Source organism: Rhodococcus sp. NCIMB 12038, from assembly GCF_002165735.1.
In the GTDB taxonomy this organism is placed as follows: domain Bacteria; phylum Actinomycetota; class Actinomycetes; order Mycobacteriales; family Mycobacteriaceae; genus Rhodococcus_F.
Window position 1 is genome coordinate 1 of sequence record NZ_NHML01000023.1, and the last position, 23,809, is coordinate 23,809.

Sequence of the window (23,809 nt, forward strand, 5' to 3'; positions counted from 1 at the left end):
GACTCGTCCTCGCCGGACTCCCCCGGGTCGAAGCAGCGGAGAGCACCCCCGAAGGATGGGCCGCCCGCGCCGACCAACTCCGAGCCGACTCCGACACACTGACGCAGTACCGAGTCACCGGCGAACAATTCGCAGACGAAATGATCGCTGCGAATCCCGCCGTGGAGGAATCGTTCCGGCGAATGAATCCCGCCGACCTCGGAGCCTGAGCGACCACAGAACCCCATCGTCGAGCAGCTCGCACCACCCCCTTGTCAACCGTACGTTTGGTGGTATGGTGTGTGTCACACGAAGCGGAGAACGGCCGAGGTCCCCACAGCAGCAATTGTCGAACCGGAGCAAAACCCTATGAGTCTCACTCGCGTTCACTCGCCTGCACCGTCACTCGAACCCGTCACCGTCGGCCACGCCGAGCTTCGCTCGACTCTGGGGTCTTTCCCGTCGGGGATCGCGGCGCTGTGCGCCGCGGTCGACGACGAATCCGTAGGATTGGTCGCTACATCGTTCTCGGTCGGTGTCTCCTACGATCCGCCGCTGGTCCTGTTCTCGATCCAGAACAGTTCGCAGACGTGGCCACGCCTTCGGACCGCCCAGCGCCTGGGTATTTCGATACTCGGCGAGGGTCAGGACCACGTCTGCGCACAACTCGCGTCTCGGACTCGGGACAGGTTCGCCGGTCTTGAAACCACACGTACGGAATACGATTCGCTCCTTCTGCACGGTTCCGCACTCTGGCTCGATTGCGAGATTCGCCAGGAGATACCAACTGGAGATCACAGCATCGTCGTGATGGAGATAATGGAAATGCAGGCAGCAGACGACGTCGCACCACTCGTCTACCACCGTTCGACGATCAACAGGATTGCCGCACTGTCACACCGCGAGAACAGGTCATGATTTCCTCCGCGTCTCGCACGCCCCTGGTCGCCCTGGAACTGCGCGGATCCGCCGGCGACTCGACAGCGGGAATCTGTATACCCTGCAGTACGCTTCCCGGCCGGACCGACCCGACCGCCGACACCGGCGAACTCCCTGGTGCACCAGCGACAGTCCGCATCCAGGCAGCCGACCTACGACAGGCTCGAGCCGCCACGGAACGTCTGCGTCTACGCGAGGCGCAAGCCGGCCGCGAGCCGGACGGCCTCGTCGTCCTGCTCGATGTCGAGTTCCTGATCGCCGCCGACGCTCGCACTGCGCGCGCCGAATTCTCTCGGCAGAACTCGTGTACGCACCCGGACCACTCGACGACCGTGCGCTATGTCGGCACACCTCGCGGACTCGCGGGCCTGATCTCCGATATTCGTGCGGCCTCAGTGGCCGACGGTGTGACGCTGATCCCGCTCGCGGAACGCGGCAACGTGGAGATGGTCACCGAACAGGTACTGCCGCTCCTCGACCTCGTGTGAACCGGGTGCCGGCTTGAGCTGATGTGGCGTCCAACGCCTGCCCAGGCGGCTTCTCGCACAACGAGAAGTTTGCTTGTCAACCGAACGCGTGGTTGAAAACCTGAGGGCACACAGGTTCGCTTCTCCGAACCTCTCGCGAGCGGATCCGCCGAAGAGACAGGACAGCCCCATGCCCTCACAAGTTCCGATGATGTTTCACCCGACACTCGTGGTCGATGACCTCGAGGAAGCCGCGGAATGGTTCCAACGAGTGTTCGGGCGGCGGGGCGTGCGGTGGGTGGAAAAGTACGACTTCTCCAAACTCAAAGGGGACTATCCCAAGGAGTACTCGATCTTCGTTCACCTCGGCGAGGTCGTAGTCGACGTGCTCTCTCCGAAACTACTCGGACTTCCGGACGGCAAACAAAGCTTCTATCCGCCGGGAGAGGGGCTCACGGATATCGCCTGGTACGCGGAGGACGCGCGTGCAGTCGCGCGGCATCTGGTGGCGAACGGCATCCGGGTGCGCGATCAGGGCGGAGACCTCGTCGAGGACGGAGACCTGCCGGTCTCGAACCTCGCCGAGGACTGCTACATCCTGTGGACTCTGCCCGAGGACACGGGCCTGACCTACGAGTTCCTGGAGATGGGCCGGCAACACCGTGAGTTCTATTCGCGTGCCGGAGACCCGCGTCTTGCGGCTGACTGGACACTTCCGTCCCCGCGGGCCGACGACCCCCTCGGCGTGGTGCGCTGCCTCCACCACACCATTCTCACGCCGGATCACGATCGCGCGACCAGGCTCTTCACTGAGGTGTTCCCGGGTAAGACCGTCGGCTCGGGCATCAACCGGGAATGGAACGCAGACAGCACTTACGTGGAGTTCGCGGGGTCCGTTCTCGAGTTCGCGTGCCCACGCGCAGGCTCCGTCACAGATCAGTTCACCGGTGCCGTCACCAACTCGGACAGCTACGTCGGTATGACCTTCCAAGTGGTGGATATCGATCAGGTTGCGCGGCACTTCGCGACCCACGCAGTCGCGTTCGAACGCTCGAAAGACACGCTGACGACGCTGCCGGACCACACCATGGGCGTGCGGTGGGCATTCACGGAGAATGGACCGGACCAGGTGTTCGGTTTCAATCGATAGCCGGACGAAAAGCAGACCGATCGGTTTGCGAACGTGCATTCGAACGGCCGCGGCTTGTAAAGCTTCGACGGGCCCGGCGTGGCTCTCGTGGGGTTCCTCCGACTTCGGGTCGGATTAGACTCTCATTACGCACCAATGCAGACGGCACTACCGATGCCGGTTCCCGGTCGGCGGCGGCGGCACCGTCTGCGCGAGTTCTGACCACGCAACGATGCGGCTGGAGGGCAGTGTGCTCGATGTCGAGCTACTCAAGGTATTCCTTGCCGTGGCCGAAGAAGAAAGTATTCACGCCGGCGCCCGCAAACTGATGGTCGCTCAGCCATCCGTCTCCCGTTCGCTGCGGAGGTTGGAGCGCGAACTCGGCGAGCAGGTGCTCGTTCGATCCCACAAGGGTGTGCGTCTGACGCCGGCAGGAGAAGAACTTCTCGCGCACGTTCAGGACATTGTGGGCCGGATGGAACGCGTGCCGGAGTTGGTCAAACGCGCTGCGCGCCCGACTCAGCCGGTCACGGTAGGTCTCATCGCCGGCGCCGTAGCCGCATCCAAACTCACGGAGGCGATCTTTCATGCCTATGCCGAGCGGGTGCAGAGCGTCGACGTGATCATCCGTGAATTGAACTTCGGCAATCAATTCCGGTCCCTCGAGCAGGGCGAGGTCGACGTCGCCCTCATCCGGCCGCCCTATCGTGGTGATCAACTCTGTGTCGAACCGCTGTTCGGCGAACCCGTCATCCTCTGTTGCCGGTCGGATAACCCGATTGCCCGTTTCGAGAGTGTCGACGTCGACGACATTCTGGACCTGCCGATGGTCGAAATGCTCGGTGTCCCCGACTTCTGGAGTGACTTCTGGCTATTGAAGCAACAACGCGACGGCTGCCCTCAGACCTTCAGTCGTCCAGTAACCACCATGGCAGAGTTGCGATTCACGTTGCTGACCACGGGTGGCGTCATGCCCATTTCGAGAGGGGCGGCGCACTACATCGCGTCGGACCCGATGACGGGGATCGAACTGCGCGGCGCACCGCTGTCCGTCGCGGCTGTGGCTACCCGCCGCGATGAAGTGCGTCCGGAGGTTCACGAGTTCGTCAAATGCGCACGAGACGTGACGAGGAAATTCATGGATCGCATCGAGGGCGGCGTGCTCCTGACGTAATTCGCGGGCCCGGGGTTCGCGGATCGGCCCGATCACTTCTCGATGACCGAGAAGATCGATATCGGTCCCCTTGCAGCGCGGGTAGACATGACGAACATCGTCACCACAGTCCGGCGATCACAACGGACTTCGAAACCTCACAACGGATTTGCCAGTCACCACTCGGCCCGTCGCTGGTCGGACGAGCACCCGAACGACAGGAGAAGTCGACATGACCTTCGTGACAGAACAGGCCCGAAACGACGCTCGCGCCACACCGTCAGTGGATGCCTTGTATCACCCCACGCTCGCGGTTCACGATCTCGACGCCGCACGCGACTGGTTCAGGCGCGTCTTCGAACTGCCCGATCTCCGGTGGGAAGACACCCTGGATGTCAGCCTCCTCGAACCCGACTACCCGATCAACTACTCATTCTTCATGTTCATCAAGGACTTTCATTTCGTGGTCCTGTGCCCGGAACTCCACGCACGAGGCGCACTCGAGGGACAGTCGCGGTACACGGACGCACCAGACGGCATGATCGGTATCGGCTGGTACACCGACGACGCCACCACACTGTTCGCGCGCCTCGCGCAGTTCGGGTTTCCAGCACACGATCAACAGGGCCGGGAGATCACTTCGTCGAACCCACCGGTCTCGTCGATCGCCCGCGACATCCTGGTCGGATTCACCTTCCCCGAACAGGCCGGCATGCGCCACGAGTTCGAAGAACTCGGACAACGCCATCGGCACTTCTACGCACAGAAGGCGGACCCCCGGCTCCGGCAGGGATGGACACGGCCCGCCCTCGACCCGGCCGATCCCCTCGGCATCATCCGGAGCAGTCATCACACGATCGCCACCGCCAATCTTCCACGTGCACTGCGACTCTACGTCGACGCGGCCGGAGGACGCATCCTCCGCGAGCAGGACAACCGCGAACTCGGTGCCACAAGCACGTTCGTACAGCTGGGGGATGCCGTGGTGGAATTCGCGGTCCCCCACTCCGACAGCACGCTCGCGCACAGGGTTCGCGGCGGCGACTACTACCTCGGGATCAGCCTCCAAGTAGCGAACCTCGACACCGTGTCCACCCATCTGACTTCGGTCGGCCTGACCCCGCACCACACGAGCGCCGACACCGTCACCATCGACCCCGACGAGGCCTTCGGAATGCAGTGGCGGTTCATCCGAGAGCTCCCCTACTGATCGGCTGCGACTCACCGAACACACACGCGACGCCCGATCAGCTGTTCTCGGTCGCGCGCCGAATCCGATGCTTGAGCAGGCTCAAGCCGGGGTCCGCCCCTGGATTACCCATCCGCACGGCGCGAGAAATCGCCCGAGAGGTCGTCCGGAGTGCCGGCAGAGCCATTTCTTCCGACTTGTCGATGGAGTTCGTCATGGACAGCGCCGCGACCGCGTTTCCGTCGAAGCCGAGGATCGGCACCGCGATCCCGGTTGTCGCCGGGTGGATCCACCCCCGTGCGACAGCGAAGCCGGACTGCCGGACGTCCGCGACCACATCGCGGAGTTCCGCGCGGTCCACGATGGTTGCCTCGGTGAACCTCGTGACACTCGCCGTCTCGAGGATCTTCCCCCTGGTTTCCGGATCCGCGAAGGCCACGAGCACGAGGCCCGAGGCACAGGCGAGTACCGGGAGCCGGATCCCCGGACGAGCGACATTGGTCGACTTGCTTTGCCGCGACGTGAGTTTCTCCACCGTGAGCACGTCATTGCCTTCCAGGATCGACAGTTGGATGTGCTCCTTCACCACGGCGTGAAGATCCTCGAGGTAGGGCAGGGCGATCTCGCGGAGGGTGAGAGCGCTCGCCGAGCGAGCCGCAAGTTCCCACAGTCGAACACCAACCCGAAAGCGACGATGTTCATCACGCTCGAGAAGACCGACGGAAACGAGGTCGGTGACGATCCGATGGGCTGTGGGCACCGGGAGGTCGGAACGGCGGGCGATCTCCGACGCAGTGAGCGGACCGTCCCCACCGAACGCTGCAAGTACCCGGACGACACGTTCGATCATCGTCTCTCCGCTGGCGGGCATCACGAGCCTCCTTCGAACGTCGTCCGTCGGGCAAATCCGCACCGCCGAGCAACTTCTCACTGTCCGAGAACCATCGTGGCCCCCGCGAACCTGAAAAGGCAACCTGAAGCGACACCGAGGCCAGGGAACCCTCGTCCCGTATGTCATCGAGAAAGTGAGTGGAAAAGAAATGTCAATGGATCAGAATGTCTTCGACCTCGTCGTCGTGGGCTCCGGCATTGCGGGGCAGACGGCCGCGACCGCGGCAGCCGAGGCTGGTCTCCGGGTAGTGCTGCTCGAAAAGACCGACGAACTCGGCGGTTCCTCAGCGATGAGCGGTGGATTCTTCGCCTTCACCGGCACGGACGAGCAATTCTTGAAGGGGGTCGACGATTCTGCGGAACTCTTCCTTCAAGACCTGCTCGAATCCGGTCAGCATCTGAACGACCGCGCCTTGCTCGATGCCTACCTCAGCGGTCAGAACGACACATACAGGTGGCTCAGGAACCACGGAGTGCAGTTCAGGGCCCTGGAGATCTCATCCGGCCAATCCGCGCCACGCAGCCACAACACAGATATCAAGGAGGTACTGCGCACTTTGCAGCAGGCCTTTACCTCGCTGGGCGGCGTGACCCGGCTCGCGCACCGGGCCAGGCGACTTGTTCGGGAGGCCTCGGGCACGGTCACCGGCGTCGTGGTCGATTCCCCCCACGGTGAGCAGGTCTTCACCGGCCGCGCGGGGGTGGTGTTGGCGACCGGCGGTTTCAGCCGCGGCACCGACCTGATGCAGATCTTCGCACCCGATCAGCTCGGCGCGATCCCCTACGGAGGTAAGGGCAACACCGGAGACGGGCTGAAGATGGCCTGGAAGCTGGGTGCCGGCATGGCTGACATGTCATTCGTGTCCGGCACCTACGGCTCGCACCCTGACACCGGCGAGGAGTTTCACGAACTGCTCACCGCCTACTATCTGGGCGCCATCATCGTGAACAAACACGGCAGGCGCTTCGTCGACGAGTCCCAGTCGTACAAGGTGTTGGGCAGGGAAGCGCTACGCCAACCCGAAGGGCTCGGCTTCGAGATCTTCGATGCCACAGTCCGAGAGCGATCTCTCCCCGGCGTCCCTCTCAACGACATCGACATGCTCGAGAACATCGGTCACGTCTACAAGGCCGACTCCCTCCCCGAACTTGCCGAAGTCGCCGGCATCGACTGCGACGAATTGGTCGAAACCGTGGCCCGCTACAACGCCGCCGTCGCCGGAGAGAGGTCCGATGATTTCGGACGCACAGGCCTGTGCAACCGCGTCGGCAGGTTGGTGCCGCTGAACCGGGCGCCCTTCTACGCCTACCCGGCCAAGTCCCTGATGACCACGACCTACTGCGGAATCACCATCAACGCCAACGGTGAAGTAGTCGACGTCGATGGTGACGTCATCGACGGTCTGTACGCCATCGGGGAGGTCACCGGAGGCTTCCACGGTGCCGCCTACATCACCGGCACCTCCCTCGGCAAAGGGGCGGTGTTCGGCCGCATCGTCGCTCACAACGCCGCTGTGCGACTGCCCACCGAGGCGCACGCCTGACTCATCCTTATCAGGGCCCACAACGTCATCAGGGCTCACAACGTCATCAAGGCCCACTTCCGCCACAGAAGGCCCGGCGTCCGGGCCCTGGCGAACAGACTCATCGGCCGCATCTGCCTGTGCAGGTGCGGCCGACGTGTGTTTCAGCCGGAATCGCGGCGATGCCTGGAGCGTCATTCCCCTCTCCGGCGCCCTACCAGCGGCGATAACTGCAGTGGCATCTCTCGATGCCGATTTGCCTCCTACCGGAACCGCTCGATTCGCGGCAACCTGAATAGCACCAACATGTGACGCCAACCACACGGCAGCACCTCCTCGGGCTCACGGGCCACGCGCCTACCGGAGTCGAAGTTGGGCAGATCCAGCAGCCGATGATGCGAACCAAAAGGGAATCATGACCGATCACACCGTAATCACAGACGACCTCGTCGAGCAGTTGACACAGCGCATCCGTGTTCTCGAAGACAAGGAGGCACTGTCCTCCCTGATGAACAGGTACTGCCGTACAGCCGACGAAAACGACTGGGAAGGGTGGAGCCGTTGCTTCACCGAGAATGCAGACTTCGACTTCGGACCCTTCGGTCAGCACCATGGCCGCGAAGAGATCCGCGAAGTCTGTGAAGCTGCCGAGGCTCCGTATCTCGACAAGCAGCACTCGATGACCAACATGCAGTTCGAGGTCGACGGCGACACTGCGCGCGGAACCGCCTACCTGTGGTTCGCCGGCGTTCCGGATCCTCTGAATCCGCTGCACCACTACGATATCGGAGGTCCCTACCGATGGGAGTTCCAGCGCACGGACGAGGGCTGGCTCCTCAGCCGCATGAATCTGCGGATCGTGTGGACCCAGGGTGACGCGGACGCGAGCGTATTCGACTGACCCTCCCCTACAGCACCCGCCCCGGAACCCACGCCACCTGAGGAGAACCTGATGTCCACCCTTGCCGACCAGGATCACGCCGTCATTCCCGACGACATCGCAAAGTCCGTCATCCTTCCCTCGTCCTATCGGGACGAGGACAACATCGTGCATCCCGCGCTCACCTGGCTCCGCAACAACATGCCGTTTGCGCGAGCAGAAGTCGAGGGCTACCAGCCGATTTGGCTCGCAACCAAGCACGCCGACATCGTCGAGATCGAGAAGACGCCGGCCGTCTTCCGTAGCGGCCTCGGAGAGCCCTACATCAACTCCACCGTCGACACGGAATTCTTGAAACAGATGAACGGAGGCAAGCGTGGCCTCGACACCCTCTCCAACATGGACGCGCCCGAGCACACAAAGATCAAATCCGTCACGAGCGGCTGGTTCATGCCGGCCAACGTCCGTACCCGCGAGGACTCGATCCGAGAAATTGCCCGCGCGTCGGTGGACAAGCTTCTCTCCTTCGACGGTGAATGCGACTTCGTCAACGACATAGCCCTCTACTATCCGCTGCACGTCATCATGAGCCTCTTCGGCGTTCCGGAAGAGGACGAACTGACCATGCTGAAGCTCACCCAGGACATGTTCGGCAACTCCGATCCCGACCAGCAGCGACGGGACGTCCCACCTTCTCCGGAGGCTGCTGCTCGCGCATGGCGCGCGGCGATCGTCGAGTTCCATGCCTACTTCGACAAACTGGCCGAAGCCCGCCGGACCGCGCCCACGGACGATCTTGCGTCGATCATCGCCAATGCGAAAGTCGACGGCGAATACCTCCCGGCCTCATTCGTCAACGGCTACTACATCGCCATCGCAACGGCCGGTCATGACACTACTTCGTCGACAACCGCGACGGCAATGCAGGAACTGGCCCGCCGACCGGACCAGTTCCGAGCCGCTCGTGACAACCCGGATCTCATTCCCGGCGTCGTGGACGAAGCACTTCGCTGGGCATCACCGGTCAAGCACTTTCACCGGATCGTTGCCGAGGACTTCGAGTTTCGGGGTCGGCACCTCGAAGCCGGTCAGAGCGTCATGATGATGTATCCCTCCGCGAACCGGGACGAGGACGTTTTCGAGAATCCGTGGGACTTCGACATCACCCGTCGACCGAACAAGCACATCGCATTTGGCTACGGGCCTCATCAGTGCATCGGCCAGCACGTCGCGAAGCTCGAAATGCGAATTCTCTTCGAAGAATTGCTACCGAAGCTCGAGTCGTTCGAACTCGCAGGGCCAGTCGACTACGTCCAAGCGAACTTCCTCTCCGGACCCAAGACTCTGCCGATTCGATTCAAGAAGGCGTGACGATGGCTGACAACGACTCGCCAGAGCACGTCCTGATCGTCGGAGCCGGACACGCCGGTACCGCTGTGGCAGCTGCGCTGCGTCAGTATATGTTTCGCGGAAGCATCACGATCGTGGGCGACGAAGACGAGCACCCGTACCACCGGCCTCCCGTATCGAAATCATATCTCCGCGAGGACGCCGGTCCGGAACTCCTCAGGGCACCCCAGTATTTCGAGGATCAGAACATTCGCCTGATGCTCGGGAGCCGCGTCACGGCGATCGATGCCGCCACACGGCGGGCGGTCCTCGACAACGCCGATCCCGTGTCCTTCGACAGGCTCGTTCTCGCGACCGGTGCGCGCGCCCGAGCGCTCCCCCATCACCTCCCGCGCACCGGATGCTGGACTCTTCGTACCTACCGGGAGGCAGCTGCCTTCCGGCACGTCCTGAACGATCAGGCACGAATCGTCATCGTCGGGGGCGGCTTCGTCGGACTCGAGGTGGCGGCAGCCGCCCGAATGCGCGGGTGCGATGTCACCGTCATCGAGCGTGAAGCGCGCTTGCTCCAACGGATCGCCAGTCCCGCTCTGTCACGAACGCTCACGTCGTATCACCTGAAGCAGGGAGTCGAGGTGGTCCTGAACGCATCGGTGCAGAGTGTGCTCGGGGGCGACGGCGATCATGTTCGGTCCGTCCGCCTCGATGACGGCACCGAGATCCCGTGCGACGCTGTCGTCATCGGCGTGGGAGCTGAACCCCGCGACGAACTTGCTCGCGCCCTCGGCGCTGACTGCGACGGCGGTGTTCTCGTCGACGACAGTTCGCGCACCAGCATCCCCTGGGTCTACGCGGTCGGCGATCTCACGCGCCGAGAAGTGACAGGATATGCGGGACGCTTCCGACTCGAGAGCATCCCCAACGCCGGCGAGCAGGCGAAGCTGGCCGCGGCTTCGATCGTGGGCGCGCCCCTGCCCCAGAACGAAGTCCCGTGGTTCTGGTCCGATCAATACGATCTGAAGATCAAGATAGCCGGCCTTCTCGCCGGCGCGGAAGATCACGTCGTGCGCGGCGACCCGGAATCGGGGCAGTTCGCCGTCTACCACTTCGATCACGGGAAGCGCCTCGTCGCGGTAGAGGCCATGAACTCTGCAGGGGACTTCATGGCCGGCAAGAAGTGGCTCTCGTCCGGCGCGACACCACTGGTCGACCTGCTTCCCGACCCCAACATCCCACTGCGAGAACTCGTTCCCGCCTGACCTCCGAGGAATATGATGATCAAGGTAACCTACCGATCGGCCGACGGAGCCGAACAAGCCGTAGCCGTAGAGCCCGGCATGAGCGTCATGGAAGTCGCGATGCTCCAGAATGTCGACGGCATCGTTGCCGAGTGCGGTGGCGGCTGCTCCTGCGCCACGTGTCACGTCTTTGTGGACGACCAGTGGTACGACAGTTTCGACGCTCCTGCGGACGAAGAGTCCTCGATGCTCGAGTTCCTCGACGGGGTTCAGCCGACGTCTCGCCTCTCGTGCCAACTGCTGCTCCGACCTGACCACGACGGCCTGTCGCTCCGCACACCACACACCCAGGGCTGAAGAACGTCGCGACCGCATGACAAATGCCATCTCAGAACAGGAATCACTATGACTGCCACACAGGCAACGACCGTCCGCGATCAGTTGTACATCGGAGGCGAGTGGATACCCCCTGCCACTGATCGCGTCTTCAGCCCGGTGTCACCGTCGACCGAAGCGGCGCTCGGTCGGGCCCCCGAAGGCACCGAGCGCGATGTCGACAACGCCGTCGCGGCTGCCCGTGCCGCCTTCGACGATCCCCAGGGGTGGAGTAGCTGGGACGTCGACACCCGTGCCCAGGCGATGGAGCGATTCGCTGACGCGCTGGACCGGCGAGGACCCGAGATCGCCCGGCTCGTCAGCGGCCAGAACGGCATGCCCATCACGATGGCCGAGGCCGTCGAGGGAGCGTTCCCTGCGGTCGCACTGCGCTACTACGCGGATCTCATCAGGGAGCAGGGAATCGAGGAACGCCGGGAGGGTGTCTTCGGCCGCGCCACCCGTGTGCGGCACGAACCGGTCGGTGTGGTCGCGGCCATCGTCCCGTGGAACTTCCCGCAAGCCCTTGCCTTCGTGAAGATTGCGCCCGCACTGGCTGCCGGTTGCACACTGGTGATCAAACCGTCCCCCGAAACGGTTCTCGACGCATTCGTGATGGCCGAAGCAGCCCACGAGGCCGGACTTCCACCCGGAGTGCTCAACATCGTGCCCGCCGGGCGTGAGGTCGGCGCCTACCTCGTTGCGCATCCGGGCGTCGACAAAGTCGGATTCACCGGGTCCACCGAGGCCGGCAGGAGCATCGCCGAGACCTGCGGCCGACTCCTCCGGCCGGTGACACTGGAACTCGGCGGGAAGTCCGCCGCCATCGTTCTCGACGACGCCGACCTGGCACAGCACGCCTCCGAATTCGTCGACGCCACATTGCAGAACAACGGACAGACCTGCTATCTCTGCACCCGGATCCTGGCGCCGCGCACACGATACACGGAGGTCGTCGACACAATCACCGACATCGTCCGATCACTGCGCATCGGTGACGCCCTGGATCCCCGGACGCAGATCGGTCCGCTGGTTTCCGAGCGCCAGCGGGCACGGGTGGAGGGCTACGTCACGAAGGGTCGCGCCGCGGGTGGGCGGGTAACGACCGGAGGCAATCGGCCCGCAGGTCTGGACTACGGATTCTTTTACGAGCCCACCGTCTTTGCCGACGTGAGCAACAACGACACGATCGCACGTGAGGAAATCTTCGGCCCCGTCCTCGCGGTCATCCCGTACGACACCGAGCAGGAAGCCGTCGCCATCGCGAATGACAGTGAATTCGGTCTCGGGGGATCGGTGTGGAGCAGCGACACCGAACGCGCGATCGGTCTGGCACGGCACATCCAGTCGGGCGGTATCGGCATCAACTCCTACAGCCACGACATCGGCTCCCCCTTCGGCGGAATCAAAGCGAGTGGTCTCGGCCGCGAACAGGGCCCGGAGGGACTCGCCGCCTACCAACACTCCAAGACGATCTACAACGTCCCCTGACGGACGATGGAACATCTCCATTCGTCACTGTCCATCTCGACCGAAGTTGAGGACTGGCAACCATAATGAACGAATACGACTACATCGTCGTCGGAGCCGGGTCGGCCGGGTGCGCCGTCGCCGCCCGCCTGAGCGACGACGGGCACAGTGTCCTGCTTCTCGAAGCCGGCGGCAGCGATGACGACGACCTGATCCGCACTCCGCTTCTCTTCGCGGGCCTGTTTCAGGGAGAGAAGGACTGGAACTACAACTCCGAGGCAGAACCAGGCCTCTACGGACGTCGTGTCTACCTGCCGCGTGGGAAGGTGGTCGGCGGCAGTTCCTCACTCAACGCGATGTTCTACATGCGGGGAACACACGAGGACTTCGACCAGTGGGCCACCGACCACGGAGCCACGGGATGGTCCTACGAGGAGGTCCTGCCGTACTTCAAGAAGTCCGAGGCGAACGCGGATATCCGAGACCGATATCACGGCACGGACGGCCCACTGCACGTGACCTCACAACGATGGCTCAGTGGATACGCCGACGCGTTCGTCAATGCTGCGATCGATCTCGGCATCGACCCGAACCCGGACTTCAACGGTGCCCAGCAGGCCGGGGCCGGTTTGCTCCAGGTCACTGCCCGGAACGGCCAGCGATGCTCGTCCGCCGACGCCTTCCTCCGTCCCGCTCTGCCCCGCACCAACTTTCACCTGATCACGGGCGCCACCGCGCACCGTATCGTCATCGAGAACGGCCGAGCCGTCGGCGTCGAGTACGAACGGGCCGGAGAGGTCGTCACAGCCCGCGCCGGCCGTGAAGTTGTCCTGAGTGCAGGGGCGTACAACACCCCGCAGCTGCTGATGCTCTCCGGCCTCGGTCCCGCCGAGCACCTCCGCGAGGTCGGTGTCGACGTCGTGCTCGATTTGCCGCAGGTCGGCCAGAACCTCCAGGATCACCCGTTCACGCTCACCCACTACGCCACCGACCAGCCCAACACACTCGCCCTGGCCGGGGAGCCCAGCGCCCTGGACGAGTGGGCCACATCGCGATCGGGAGTCCTCACCTCCAACGCGGGCGAAGCCGCAATCATGTGGCGATCCGACCCATCGCTCGCGAGCCCGGATTTTCAGATCATCTTCGTCCCCGGCTGGTTCTGGGACCACGGCTTCCGGTCGCCGTCGACCCCGGGCATGTCGATCGGCCTGTCCTACAACGGGCCGTCATCCCGAGGGGCCGTCCGTCTGCGCTCCGCGGCCCCCGCCGCACCGCCCCGGATCACCAGTAACCTCCTGAGCCGAGCACCCGAGGTGCAGGCCGTTCTCCGAGCGCTCGACTTCGTCACCGAACTCACCCACCAGCCGGGTCTTGCCGAGATCCTCACCGAGCGGGTGAACCCGGCCCCGTCCGTCGGTCCGGACCTGATGGAGCACTGGGTTCGTGCGGAAACACAACACATGTACCACGCCGCGGGAACGTGCCGGATCGGCACTCCTCAGACCGGTGTCGTCGACCCCGAGCTGCGCGTGCACGGGATCGAAGGCCTTCGAATCGCCGATGCCTCGATCATGCCCCAAATTACCAGCGGCAACACGAACGCACCGTCGATCATGATCGGCGAGAAGGCGGCTGACCTCATCCGCAACTCGCGGCACTCCCACCGTCAGGAGTCGTCTGATCTCCTCACCACAGCGTCCGCCGCTGCCCCTGTCCCCCACAAATAGTCCGGTGGCGAACGACGCTCACACCCGTCTCCTACGACGAATCTCAGAAATTGCTGTCGCACAACGAAAGAAAGGGAAAATTGATGTCGAATGACGGCCCCTGCCTTGCCTTCGAGGTGTATCGGTGGGCAGGTACCACATCCGAGGAATTTCGCACTCACTACAAGGACGTGCACGCACAAATCGGCAAGAAGATACCCGGACTCGTCTGGTACGAGTCCTTCATGAACAAGGACGCCCAGGAGGGATGGCCGGTCATCGGCGGAGCCCCCAAGCCGGACGCCATCGTCGTGATGATGTTCGACTCCGAAGAGTCGAAGCAGAACGTCGCACAGTCGGCGGCCTGGGACGAGGCAGCCGAGGACGACATCGGCTTCTGCAGCCACTTCGAAATCTTCGAGGTCGAACGCTTCACCTGGATCCCGGAGTCTTCACTGCGCCAGCCTTACGGTGAGGAAGTCGCGAGTTTGTCATAGCCATGAAATGCGCCCGGGCAGGCCGGCCTCGATGGAGGCGGCCTGCCTCGGCGTTTCGGGATCGTGGTGCTATCCGACCATCGGCAGTGCCGATCCGCCATACAATTGTGAACACCCTAGAGACCATGCGCGGTTGCGCGTGAAAGGACTTCAGTGATGCCACCCACGATGCGTGCCTATCAAATCGTCGAGTGGGGAAAGCCCGCGCAGTTCAATGAGATTCCGATCCCCCGTCCGGGACCCGGACAAATTCTGGTCAAGATGGCCGGCGCCGGGCTGTGCCACACCGACATCAGCATTTTGCAGAGCCCGGCAGGCTTCTGGCCCGACCCTCCCTTCACGATCGGGCACGAGAACGCCGGCCGAATCGCCGAACTCGGCGCCAATGTCGAGGGTTTCGCCGAGGGCGACGGTGTCCTCATCTCCTCGATGTACTGGTGTGGTCATTGCGACAAATGCGCGCGCGGACTCCACGAACAGTGCAGGCACATCGGACTTGCCGGATACGGAGTCGGCTACGACGGCGGACTTGCCGAATACATCCTGATCGAAGCAAAGCATGCGATCGCATTGGGAAGCCTCGACCCCGTCCGGGCCGCTCCCCTCGCCGACGCCGCGGCAACTTCGTACCACGCGGTCAAAAGCATGCTTCCCATTCTCGTCCCCGGCAGCACCGCCGTTGTCACGGGCGTCGGAGGACTCGGCGCCTACGCTGTTCAATACCTGGCCACACTGAGTGGTACCCGCATCATCGCCCTCGATACTTCCCAGACGCGCTTGAACGAGGCCACACGGCTCGGCGCGCACGAGGTGTACATCTCCGATGGGGAGTGCGCCGAGAAAATTCGCGACTCCACCTCCGGCGGAGCCGACGCCGTGTTCGATTTCGTCGGTACCACCCCTACCCTGTCCACCGGTATGGCCGCTCTCAGCCAGGGAGGCCGACTGATAGTGGCGGGAATCGGCGGCGGCGAAATCCCGATCGGCTGGGAAAAGATCGCCATGAACGCCGGATTCATCAATACACGCGGATTCAATCTGCCCGATCTGAACGAGATCGTTTCCCTCGCGCGAGACGATCGCATCGAGATGGCGGCCACTCACTTCACTTTCGACGACGTCGAGTCGGGTCTGCGGGCACTCGAGGATGCAACCGTCGAGGGCCGAGCGGTCGTGACGTTCGACTAGACGACGTCGTCCTCCTGGTGAGGACAAGGGCAATGGGGAGGCGTTACGCAGCCGGTTCCCAGGAATTCGCCAGGTAGCACGGTTAGCTTTTCCGGTGTGAAGAAACTGATCATGTTCTCCGCTTCCGCCGCGGCTGTGTCGCTGCTGTTGACAGGGTGTTCCGGTGGCGAGACGGGTGCTTCGAGTTCGTCGGCGTCCATCTCGTCGACCGTAGCCTCTGCGACGTCCTCGGCTGCGGGCTCTCCCGCAGGTGCCGCCCTCGTAGATACCGCGGTGACCGCAGCGAATGCGTTCCTCGACTCGCTCGACAACACCCAACGTGAAGGCGCTGTCTTCGACTACGAGGACCTCAGTGGCAAGGAGGGCAGCTGGTCGAACTTTCCGTCGGGAGCCTTCCAGGGCCGGCAGGGCGTGATGCTCGGCGACCTCGACGACGCGCAGCGGCAGGCGGCGCTCGCTGTTGTCGACAGCGTGCTGTCGGATCAGGGCATGGACCAGGTCCGCGAAATCATGACCGCCGACGATTGGCTCGGCGACAACTCTGCCACCACCAGCGGAGGCGGCGGGGGTGGAGGAGGAGTGAGTTTCGGTTCGGACAACTATTACCTTGCGATCTACGGTGATCCGTCGGCGGATTCGCCGTGGACGCTGCAGTTCGGCGGCCACCACATGGTCGTCCACGTGACCGTCGGCGGCGGTGTGGTGAGCGCATCTCCGATGTTCACCGGAGTGGAGCCCACGACGTTCACTCTCGACGGCGTCGAGTATTCGCCGATGGTCGAGGAGGCCGACGCGGTGTTCGGGCTGCTCGGATCGCTGTCGGAGGAACAACTGGCCGCAGCGAAGCTGCCCGGCATCTTCGACGACCTCGTGATGGGGCCGGGCGCCGACACCGGATACCCGGCCGCCGAAGGCATCCCGTACACCGAACTAACATCTGAGCAGCAGGAAACCGTGCGTACCATCATCGGACTGTGGGTCGAGGACACCGACCCCGCTGTCTCGGATCCGCTGATGGCGAAGTACCTCTCCCAGCTCGATCAGACCGTGATCGGATGGTCCGGTTCCACCGATCCGGCAGCGGTGGGGTCCTACCTCCGCATCGACGGCCCGTCGTTCTGGCTCGAGTACCTCAACGCCAAGAGTCAGAGCACCGCTGATGCGCACTACCACACGGTGTACCGCGACAAGGAGATCGACTACGGCACCGGCACCGCGGCGTAGTCGACAGCACCGACGTAGATGAGAACATCGATGTGGCCACGCGCGATCGCCGCGCTGTGGCTGGCGGCGGTCGCGCTCCTCATGCTCCCCGGCGCCGCACAGGCGCACGAGCCCAGCGCGTCATTGGTGACGGTCGCTGTCACCGACAACCAGGTGCTACTGAACATCGACGTCCCGCTGGATCGGCTCGAACTCGCCGTGGGCACCGAACTCACCGACGATCCCCAGACCGCCGTCGCCACCCGGACCGACGACTTCCGGCAGATGATCGCAGACGGCGTCACGGTCGACGCCCCCGACGGAACTGCATTCGGCACCACGATCGGAGCGCTGGATGTCGTCGATGTCGACGGGGTCGCGAACCTGCACACGGTTGTCACGGCGCTACCGGCCGCCGGCGAGTCTGCCGACTCGTTCGACATCGACTACAGCATCGTCACCGACCGGATCTACTCACACAAGGTGTATGTCGCCGAGGAGAACTCGGACGGCAGGATGGAACTGTTAGGACTGATCACCCACTACCAGCCCGAGCTCGCAGTCAGCGTGTCTGACGGAACGGACCCGGTGTCACTGGGATCGATGATCACGGTCGGCTTCGACCATTTCCGCGAAGGAACCGACCATCTGTTCTTTCTTACTCTGGTCGTACTCACCGTGTGTGTCCGTCGACTCCGCCCGGTCGCCGCCGCCCGTAGGATCGCGGCACTGACGGTCGCGTTCACAGTGGGGCACTCGCTCAGTCTGCTCCTGGCAACACTGGGATGGGTGGCGTTGCCTGGCCGGCTGGTCGAGACCGGCATCGCCGTCACGATCGTCGCCGCGGCAATCCACGTGATGCGGCCATTGGTCGCGCCGCGACTGGAAGTGCTGATCACTCTGGGCTTCGGGCTCGTCCACGGTTTCGGATTTGCCGGCACCTTGAACGATCTGGACCTGAGCGGAACTCAGATATTGCTTCCGACAATCGGTTTCAATCTCGGCCTCGAGCTCGCGCAACTGGCCGCGTTGGCGTTGCTTGCCGTGCCCGTCTGGGCGCTGTCCCGTCGAGAGGTCCATGTCCGGATGCTCGCGTGCGGCGTCGGCGTTCTCGCCTGTGGGTGGATCGTCGAGCGAGCGACCGGCCTCCCTGATCCCCTCGAACCTGTCGCGGCTGCGGTAGCTGCCACACCCGAACTGTGGGCGTTGATCCTGCTCGTGTGCGGTGTCGCACTTCTCGCCACGCTGCGACACCGCCACCAATATTCGCAGTGGGTCGGTTCACTGCCGATGATGATTCGTGTCGGGGTTGCCAACTTCGTGTCCCGAGGACTACCCGACATGACCGCTTGCGGCGATATCCTTGAGAGCACGCGATCGAAAGGTGACGTCAGGAGTGCATCTGCGCTGGTCGTGCCGTCGGAACCAGCGCGTGAGAACCCGGAGCCGACGGGGTGAGTTGACCGTCCGATGGGTGAAGGTGACCCGCTCGACACACAGCGATACCTGCCGTCCCCGGCCGCGGAGCTGGCAGGCTCCGGCTTCGACGACGCCCAGGAGATCGGACGCGGCGGCTTCGGCGTCGTCTACCGCTGCACCCAGGCCGACCTGGATCGCACGGTGGCGGTGAAGGTCCTCACCGTCGACCTCGACGACGAGAACAAGGCCCGGTTCTTCCGGGAGCAGCGGGCAATGGGCCGGCTCACCGGGCACCCGAACATCGTCGGCGTCCTGCAGGTCGGGGCCACCGACAGCGGCGTTCCCTACATCGTGATGCCCTATCACCCGCACGGATCGCTGGAGACCCGAGTCCGCCGGGACGGCCCCCTCGAACTGGACCAAGCACTGCGACTGGGGGTGAAGATCGCCGGCGCCGTCGAGACCGCACACCGGCTCGGCATCCTGCACCGCGACGTCAAACCCGCCAACATCCTGCTCACCGACTACAGCGAACCGGAGTTGACCGACTTCGGCATCGCCCACATCACCGGCGGCTTCGAAACCGCCACCGGCGTCGTCACCGGATCCCCGGCCTACACCGCACCGGAGGTCCTCGCCGGCGACCCACCCAGCCCGGCCGCCGACGTCTACGGCCTCGGCGCCACCCTGTTCAGTGCGCTGACCGGCCACGCCGCATTCGAACGCCGCAGCGGCGAGCAGGTGGTCGCGCAGTTCCTGCGGATCACCACCCAACCCGTCCCCGACCTGCGCGAGCACGGAATCCCCGACGACGTGTCCGACACGATCGCCCGGGCAATGTCCCGCGAACCCGGTCAACGTCCGGCGACCGCCGCCGACCTCGGCGAGGAACTGCGACAGCTGCAACGCAACCACGACCTCCCCGTCGACGACATGGCCCTGCGCGCAGAACCCGACATGCAGGGCAACGGCCGCGGACACGCGCTGCGTGCCAACAGATCGACAAGCGCCTCCCCCCACGGCACGACGGGAAAACTCCTGTTGGAACTGACCAGTTTCGTCGGCCGCCGGCACGAACTCACCGAAGCCAAGAACCTGCTCGCCGGGTCGCGGCTGGTGACGCTGACCGGAATCGGCGGCGTCGGCAAGACCCGGCTGGCGATGCGCGTCGCCGCAGCGGTGCAACGCGACTACGACGACGGCGTCCGGCTGGTCGAACTCGGCGAACTCCGCGACGGGTCCTCACTGGTCGATGCGGTGGCCGCGGCGGTGGGGGTGCGGGACCAGTCGGTCAGGCCGCTGCGCGACGTGCTGATCGAGTTCCTCGCCTCCCGGGAACTGCTGCTGGTCCTCGACAACTGCGAGCACCTGGTGGACGCGGTCGCCGACCTCGCCGGCCACCTCCTCCGGGCCTGCCCGCGGTTGCAGATCCTGGCCACCAGCCGCGAACCCCTCGGCATCGGCGGGGAAGCGGTGCTGCGGGTCCCGCCGCTGACCGTGCCCGATCCCGACCGGAAACCGTCCCTGCGGAGACTGCCCAGATACGACGCGGTGACCCTGTTCGCCGACCGCGCCGCCGCCGCGGTTCCCGGATTCACACTCACCGAGGACAACGCGGCGGCAGTGGCCGGGATCTGCCACCGCCTCGACGGGCTACCGCTGCCGATCGAACTGGCCGCCGCCCGGCTGCGGGCGATGTCACCCGAGCAGATCCTGCAGCGGCTCACCGACCGCTACACACTCCTGACCCACGGCACCCGTGGCGCGCCGACGCGCCAACAGACCCTACGGTTGTCCGTGGACTGGAGCTTCGAACTGTGCACCGCCGGTGAGCAACTGGTGTGGGGAAGGCTGTCGGTGTTCGCCGGCAGCTTCGAACTCGATGCCGCCGAACAGGTCTGCGGCGACGGACTGGGCCCGGACGAACTGCTCGACACCCTGACGTCCCTGGCCGACAAGTCCATCCTGATCCGGGAGGAATCCGGGTCGGTCGTGCGCTTCCGGATGCTCGAGACCCTCCGGCAATACGGCCACGAGAAACTCGAGCAGACCGGCGAGACCGTGACTCTGCGTCGCCGTCACCGGGATTGGTACGAGGCAATGGCGCTCCAGGCGGAGGCCGAATGGATCAGCGCCGACCAGTTGGACTGGATCGCCCGCCTGAAGCGGGAACAACCGAACCTCCGGGAGGCCCTCGAATTCAGCGTCGACGACAATCCCGCCGCCGGCCTCCGCACCGCCGCCGCACTGTACCACTTCTGGGCCTCACAGGGCCGGTACAGCGAGGGACGGCGCTGGCTCGACCAATTGCTCGCCCATCACAGCGGGCCCCCGACCCGAGAACACGTGAAGGCGCTTTCCTATGCGAGTGTACTGGCCAGCGTTCAGGGCGACTTGCAGGCCGGGGCCGCACTCGTGGCGGAGGGCCGCGCCCTCGCCGCCCAAACCTGCGACCCGATGATGCGCGCGATCATCGACTACGCAGACGGCATGCTGGCCCTCTACAGAGGTGATTCCGGCGACGCGTGCAGCAACCTCGAAGCCGCTTCGACCGAGTTCAGCCAAGACGCGGTGCGTACATATGAAATCGGCGCCCTGCATTCGTTGGGGTTGGCCTATGGACTGAGCGGACTGACGGAACAGGCCATCGAGTGCCACGAGAGGGTTCTTGCGATCACCACATTATGCGGCGAGAAGGTGTACCGATCGCATTCACTGTGGGCCTTGGGAATCTCCTTATGGCAGAACGGCGATACGGACCGCTCAGTACAATTCGTCGAACAATCGCTGAAATTGACGCGGGAAGTGCACGGCCCGCGTCTTGCCGCATCGTGCATCGAGACGCTCGCATGGATCTCGTGTGAACAACGAGACGCACACCGGGCGGCCGTCCTGATGGGCGCCGCGGACGGGCTAGCTCGGTCAGTTGGCACCATGCCTGTGGTGCATTTCGATCTCTCCGCCTACCAAACGAAGTACGCACAGATGAGCCTCGAGATGCTCGGGGGCAAGGCATTCGACGAGAGCCACCGCAAGGGGGAGATACTTGACTTCGACGCTGCCATCGCCTACGCCCTACACGAGCAACAGCCAGGCGCCTCCACACCTAAAACGGCCGCGGCGTCGCAACTGACCAAGAGGGAAAACCAAGTCGCCGAGCTCATCGCCGAAGGCTTGACCAATCAATCCATCGCCGACCGCCTGGTGATCTCACCGCGGACCGCACAAGGTCATGTGGAACACATCCTGACCAAACTCGGGTTCACGTCCCGAGCGCAGATCGCGGCGTGGCTCGTCGAGCAAACGCACGACAGGCACGTTTGACTTCCGGCCCGTGCGGGACGTCGCGGGGACCTGTTCGTTCACAACGGCTTCCATGGATTCGAAATAGCTGCACACCGGTTCGGACCGCTCGGCCGAGCGAACGACACGGTGCGTACCCGTCAGGCCGCCGCCGTCCGGGCCTGCCAGGGTGGGCACTGGGTGCTGTTCGCCACCGTCGCCAATGGGTTTCCCGGCTTGCCGACGCGCACCACACCGGTCGCCTCGAAGCGGAACTGATCAAACTCGGCCGCTACCCGCCCTCACCGTCGTTGGCTGCCTCAGCTTGGCCATGCTGCTGTGACAGCACGACAGCACGTCTTTCACCCACGCTCGGTTACACAGCGCCTCGTGGCGCACCCGATCACCGTCCCAGTGTCCAGGCACCTTCCAGGTATCGACGTCATCGGGCGGACCGGGAGATCATGATCTTTCGGGGACGTGCCGAGCATTGCTGGGGACGCTGACTTGGGCTTACAGTTGTCCGCCTGATGCGCAAAGAGTGAAAAACTGTTGGCGCACTTGATCCTTCGAGTGCACATACCCAGCTTGATAAATTGCCTGGTGGGACTGCGAGGAACTTGTCCCCGACTGCGTCGGTGGCCCGCACAATTCGTTACGAGAGGCGCTCGAGGATCATCGCCATTCCCTGTCCCCCGCCGACGCACATGGTTTCGAGCCCGAACTGCTTGCCATGCGCGCTCAGATTGTTCAAGAGTGTGGCGGTGATCCGGGCGCCAGTCATGCCGAACGGATGACCGAGAGCGATCGCGCCTCCTGACACGTTCAACGTGTCTTCGTCGATTTCCAGTTCACGAGCGGACGCGAGCACCTGGGCAGCAAACGCTTCGTTGATCTCGAACAACCCGATATCGTCGATCGTCATGCCCGCGATCGCGAGAGCCTTTTTGGTCGCGTCGACTGGTCCCAGCCCCATGATTTCCGGTGAGAGTCCCGAGACACCAGTCGCGACGATACGCGCGAGCGGAGGTATCCGGAGCTCTCTGGCTCTGGTGTCCGACATGATGACGAGCGCCGCTGCTCCGTCGTTCAACGGACACGCGTTGCCGGCCGTGACAGTCCCATCGGGGCGGAAGACAGGCTTCAGCCGGCTGATATTCGCGTACGTTGTCCCTGCGCGGGGACCGTCGTCTTGCGTAACTGTGGTGCCGTCGGGCAGGACGACTGGGGTGATCTCCCGTTCGAAGAACCCTTCGGCTATAGCTTTCTCCGCGCGGTTCTGGGAGCGCACGGCCCATCGGTCCTGTTCCTCTCGGGAGATGCCGGTGAGCTGTGCAACGTTCTCCGCGGTCTGACCCATAGCGATGTATGCATCGGGCAACAGACCGTCTCTTCGCGGGTCGGACCACGCATGTCCACCTTGTGCGAGCGTCGCGGTTCGTGCCTCGGCGTCTGCATAGAGGGGGTTGTGTGTGTCGGGCAAGGAGTCGGACGACCCCTTGCCGAATCGGGACACCGTCTCGACGCCGGCGGAGATGAAGACACTGCCCTCCCCTGCCTTGATGGCGTGGAATGCCATTCGGGTTGTCTGCAGGGACGAGGCGCAATAGCGTGTGACGGTAGCGCCGGGGACCCCGTCATAGCCGAGCTGGATCGCGACGTTGCGAGCCATGTTGAATCCTTGCTCCCCGCCGGGGAGTCCGCACCCGAGCAGTAGGTCGTCGATCCGTGTCGGGTCGAGCGCCGGGATCTGATCGAGTGCAGCCTGGACGACCTGTGCGGTGAGATCGTCCGGGCGCATGGTTGCGAGGGATCCTTTGGTGGCACGTCCGATCGGGGACCGCGCAATCGCGACGATGACTGCTTCCGGCATCTTGCTACTCCTTCGGGGAGACTGGGGTGGTTCTACGTGGTCGGTCAGTTGCCTGCAC

General features: G+C 64.0%; 21 protein-coding genes and 1 pseudogene. 19 read left to right on the forward strand and 3 right to left on the reverse strand.

What is annotated here, in order from left to right; translation table 11 throughout:
* The 6 genes and pseudogenes from CA951_RS43560 to CA951_RS29745 form a co-directional block, all read left to right on the forward strand.
* A pseudogene (locus CA951_RS43560) lies at nucleotides 1-209 on the forward strand (hypothetical protein); the annotation flags it as partial.
* 139 nt (nucleotides 210-348) lie between these two features.
* A complete protein-coding gene (locus CA951_RS29725) occupies nucleotides 349-897 on the forward strand; it encodes a flavin reductase family protein (protein WP_087560265.1) in 549 nt (182 codons plus the stop codon).
* On the forward strand, nucleotides 894-1,406 hold the full coding sequence (locus tag CA951_RS29730; RefSeq protein ID WP_087560266.1) for a hypothetical protein: 513 nt from the start codon (nucleotides 894-896) through the stop codon (nucleotides 1,404-1,406). Before CA951_RS29725 ends, CA951_RS29730 begins: the two co-directional genes overlap by 4 nt.
* A 169-nt stretch (nucleotides 1,407-1,575) precedes the next feature.
* Nucleotides 1,576-2,535, forward strand: a complete 960-nt coding sequence (locus CA951_RS29735; RefSeq protein ID WP_087560267.1) for a VOC family protein — start codon at nucleotides 1,576-1,578, stop codon at nucleotides 2,533-2,535.
* Between the two features lie 229 nt (nucleotides 2,536-2,764).
* The gene (locus CA951_RS29740; RefSeq protein WP_179220352.1) at nucleotides 2,765-3,688 is read left to right on the forward strand and encodes a LysR family transcriptional regulator; all 924 of its coding nucleotides are present in this window, start codon (nucleotides 2,765-2,767) and stop codon (nucleotides 3,686-3,688) included.
* 211 nt (nucleotides 3,689-3,899) lie between these two features.
* Nucleotides 3,900-4,877: a VOC family protein gene (locus CA951_RS29745; RefSeq protein ID WP_087560269.1), complete on the forward strand. Its 978-nt coding sequence runs from the start codon at nucleotides 3,900-3,902 to the stop codon at nucleotides 4,875-4,877.
* A 37-nt stretch (nucleotides 4,878-4,914) separates the two neighbouring features.
* Here the strand turns inward: CA951_RS29745 and CA951_RS29750 are convergent, their stop codons facing one another.
* Complete coding sequence (locus CA951_RS29750) at nucleotides 4,915-5,727, reverse strand: IclR family transcriptional regulator (protein WP_256974144.1); 813 nt, start codon at nucleotides 5,725-5,727, stop codon at nucleotides 4,915-4,917.
* 175 nt (nucleotides 5,728-5,902) lie between these two features.
* Between CA951_RS29750 and CA951_RS29755 the strand changes: the two genes are divergently transcribed.
* The 9 genes from CA951_RS29755 (at nucleotide 5,903) to CA951_RS29795 (ending at nucleotide 15,974) form a co-directional block, all read left to right on the forward strand.
* Nucleotides 5,903-7,291 carry a flavocytochrome c gene (locus tag CA951_RS29755; protein WP_087560270.1) on the forward strand — a complete coding sequence of 463 codons (1,389 nt, stop codon included), beginning with the start codon at nucleotides 5,903-5,905 and terminating at the stop codon, nucleotides 7,289-7,291.
* Nucleotides 7,292-7,685: 394 nt separating this feature from the next.
* Complete coding sequence (locus CA951_RS29760; protein WP_087560271.1) at nucleotides 7,686-8,171, forward strand: nuclear transport factor 2 family protein; 486 nt, start codon at nucleotides 7,686-7,688, stop codon at nucleotides 8,169-8,171.
* Nucleotides 8,172-8,222: 51 nt separating this feature from the next.
* Nucleotides 8,223-9,521, forward strand: coding sequence for a cytochrome P450 (locus tag CA951_RS29765; RefSeq protein WP_087560272.1), 1,299 nt, complete (start codon nucleotides 8,223-8,225; stop codon nucleotides 9,519-9,521).
* A gap of 2 nt (nucleotides 9,522-9,523) precedes the next feature.
* Entirely contained in the window at nucleotides 9,524-10,759 is a 1,236-nt protein-coding gene (locus tag CA951_RS29770; RefSeq protein WP_087560273.1) for an NAD(P)/FAD-dependent oxidoreductase, read from the forward strand.
* A gap of 15 nt (nucleotides 10,760-10,774) precedes the next feature.
* Nucleotides 10,775-11,095, forward strand: coding sequence for a 2Fe-2S iron-sulfur cluster-binding protein (locus tag CA951_RS29775; protein WP_087560386.1), 321 nt, complete (start codon nucleotides 10,775-10,777; stop codon nucleotides 11,093-11,095).
* A 48-nt stretch (nucleotides 11,096-11,143) separates the two neighbouring features.
* Nucleotides 11,144-12,604 (forward strand): aldehyde dehydrogenase, encoded by a 1,461-nt coding sequence (locus CA951_RS29780; protein ID WP_087560274.1) that lies wholly within the window; start codon nucleotides 11,144-11,146, stop codon nucleotides 12,602-12,604.
* A 65-nt stretch (nucleotides 12,605-12,669) separates the two neighbouring features.
* Nucleotides 12,670-14,310, forward strand: coding sequence for a GMC family oxidoreductase (locus tag CA951_RS29785; RefSeq protein WP_087560275.1), 1,641 nt, complete (start codon nucleotides 12,670-12,672; stop codon nucleotides 14,308-14,310).
* 83 nt (nucleotides 14,311-14,393) lie between these two features.
* Complete coding sequence (locus CA951_RS29790) at nucleotides 14,394-14,786, forward strand: EthD domain-containing protein (RefSeq protein ID WP_087560276.1); 393 nt, start codon at nucleotides 14,394-14,396, stop codon at nucleotides 14,784-14,786.
* A gap of 168 nt (nucleotides 14,787-14,954) precedes the next feature.
* Nucleotides 14,955-15,974, forward strand: a complete 1,020-nt coding sequence (locus CA951_RS29795) for an alcohol dehydrogenase catalytic domain-containing protein (protein WP_179220353.1) — start codon at nucleotides 14,955-14,957, stop codon at nucleotides 15,972-15,974.
* On the opposite strand, the gene CA951_RS43565 is transcribed toward CA951_RS29795, so the two are convergent.
* Nucleotides 15,971-16,174: a hypothetical protein gene (locus CA951_RS43565; RefSeq protein ID WP_179220354.1), complete on the reverse strand. Its 204-nt coding sequence runs from the start codon at nucleotides 16,172-16,174 to the stop codon at nucleotides 15,971-15,973. The genes CA951_RS29795 and CA951_RS43565 overlap by 4 nt on opposite strands.
* A 73-nt stretch (nucleotides 16,175-16,247) precedes the next feature.
* On the opposite strand from CA951_RS43565, the gene CA951_RS29800 reads away from it, so the two are divergent.
* The 4 genes from CA951_RS29800 to CA951_RS44550 all read left to right on the forward strand — a co-directional run bounded on the left by CA951_RS29800 (nucleotide 16,248) and on the right by CA951_RS44550 (nucleotide 22,157).
* Complete coding sequence (locus CA951_RS29800) at nucleotides 16,248-17,198, forward strand: DUF3500 domain-containing protein (protein ID WP_179220355.1); 951 nt, start codon at nucleotides 16,248-16,250, stop codon at nucleotides 17,196-17,198.
* A gap of 30 nt (nucleotides 17,199-17,228) precedes the next feature.
* On the forward strand, nucleotides 17,229-18,635 hold the full coding sequence (locus CA951_RS29805) for a HupE/UreJ family protein (protein WP_179220356.1): 1,407 nt from the start codon (nucleotides 17,229-17,231) through the stop codon (nucleotides 18,633-18,635).
* A gap of 12 nt (nucleotides 18,636-18,647) precedes the next feature.
* On the forward strand, nucleotides 18,648-21,920 hold the full coding sequence (locus CA951_RS29810) for a protein kinase (RefSeq protein WP_087560280.1): 3,273 nt from the start codon (nucleotides 18,648-18,650) through the stop codon (nucleotides 21,918-21,920).
* A gap of 108 nt (nucleotides 21,921-22,028) precedes the next feature.
* The gene (locus CA951_RS44550; RefSeq protein WP_373414539.1) at nucleotides 22,029-22,157 is read left to right on the forward strand and encodes a hypothetical protein; all 129 of its coding nucleotides are present in this window, start codon (nucleotides 22,029-22,031) and stop codon (nucleotides 22,155-22,157) included.
* Between the two features lie 376 nt (nucleotides 22,158-22,533).
* Here the strand turns inward: CA951_RS44550 and CA951_RS29820 are convergent, their stop codons facing one another.
* Nucleotides 22,534-23,751, reverse strand: a complete 1,218-nt coding sequence (locus CA951_RS29820; RefSeq protein WP_087560281.1) for an acetyl-CoA C-acetyltransferase — start codon at nucleotides 23,749-23,751, stop codon at nucleotides 22,534-22,536.
* Between the last annotated feature and the right edge of the window lie 58 nt (nucleotides 23,752-23,809).

What these genes read in the sequence shown, in the direction of transcription:
- CA951_RS29745 (WP_087560269.1), top strand. Translation starts at nt 3,900, where the DNA reads ATGACCTTCGTGACAGAACAGGCCCGAAACGACGCTCGCGCCACACCG.
- CA951_RS29735 (WP_087560267.1), top strand. Translation starts at nt 1,576, where the DNA reads ATGCCCTCACAAGTTCCGATGATGTTTCACCCGACACTCGTGGTCGAT.
- CA951_RS29730 (WP_087560266.1), top strand. Translation starts at nt 894, where the DNA reads ATGATTTCCTCCGCGTCTCGCACGCCCCTGGTCGCCCTGGAACTGCGC.
- CA951_RS29760 (WP_087560271.1), top strand. Translation starts at nt 7,686, where the DNA reads ATGACCGATCACACCGTAATCACAGACGACCTCGTCGAGCAGTTGACA.
- CA951_RS29755 (WP_087560270.1), top strand. Translation starts at nt 5,903, where the DNA reads ATGGATCAGAATGTCTTCGACCTCGTCGTCGTGGGCTCCGGCATTGCG.
- CA951_RS29765 (WP_087560272.1), top strand. Translation starts at nt 8,223, where the DNA reads ATGTCCACCCTTGCCGACCAGGATCACGCCGTCATTCCCGACGACATC.
- CA951_RS29770 (WP_087560273.1), top strand. Translation starts at nt 9,524, where the DNA reads ATGGCTGACAACGACTCGCCAGAGCACGTCCTGATCGTCGGAGCCGGA.
- CA951_RS29790 (WP_087560276.1), top strand. Translation starts at nt 14,394, where the DNA reads ATGTCGAATGACGGCCCCTGCCTTGCCTTCGAGGTGTATCGGTGGGCA.
- CA951_RS29750 (WP_256974144.1), bottom strand. Translation starts at nt 5,727, where the DNA reads ATGCCCGCCAGCGGAGAGACGATGATCGAACGTGTCGTCCGGGTACTT.
- CA951_RS29820 (WP_087560281.1), bottom strand. Translation starts at nt 23,751, where the DNA reads ATGCCGGAAGCAGTCATCGTCGCGATTGCGCGGTCCCCGATCGGACGT.
- CA951_RS29780 (WP_087560274.1), top strand. Translation starts at nt 11,144, where the DNA reads ATGACTGCCACACAGGCAACGACCGTCCGCGATCAGTTGTACATCGGA.
- CA951_RS29795 (WP_179220353.1), top strand. Translation starts at nt 14,955, where the DNA reads ATGCGTGCCTATCAAATCGTCGAGTGGGGAAAGCCCGCGCAGTTCAAT.
- CA951_RS43565 (WP_179220354.1), bottom strand. Translation starts at nt 16,174, where the DNA reads ATGGACGCCGACGAACTCGAAGCACCCGTCTCGCCACCGGAACACCCT.
- CA951_RS29805 (WP_179220356.1), top strand. Translation starts at nt 17,229, where the DNA reads ATGTGGCCACGCGCGATCGCCGCGCTGTGGCTGGCGGCGGTCGCGCTC.
- CA951_RS29785 (WP_087560275.1), top strand. Translation starts at nt 12,670, where the DNA reads ATGAACGAATACGACTACATCGTCGTCGGAGCCGGGTCGGCCGGGTGC.
- CA951_RS29725 (WP_087560265.1), top strand. Translation starts at nt 349, where the DNA reads ATGAGTCTCACTCGCGTTCACTCGCCTGCACCGTCACTCGAACCCGTC.
- CA951_RS29810 (WP_087560280.1), top strand. Translation starts at nt 18,648, where the DNA reads ATGGGTGAAGGTGACCCGCTCGACACACAGCGATACCTGCCGTCCCCG.
- CA951_RS29775 (WP_087560386.1), top strand. Translation starts at nt 10,775, where the DNA reads ATGATCAAGGTAACCTACCGATCGGCCGACGGAGCCGAACAAGCCGTA.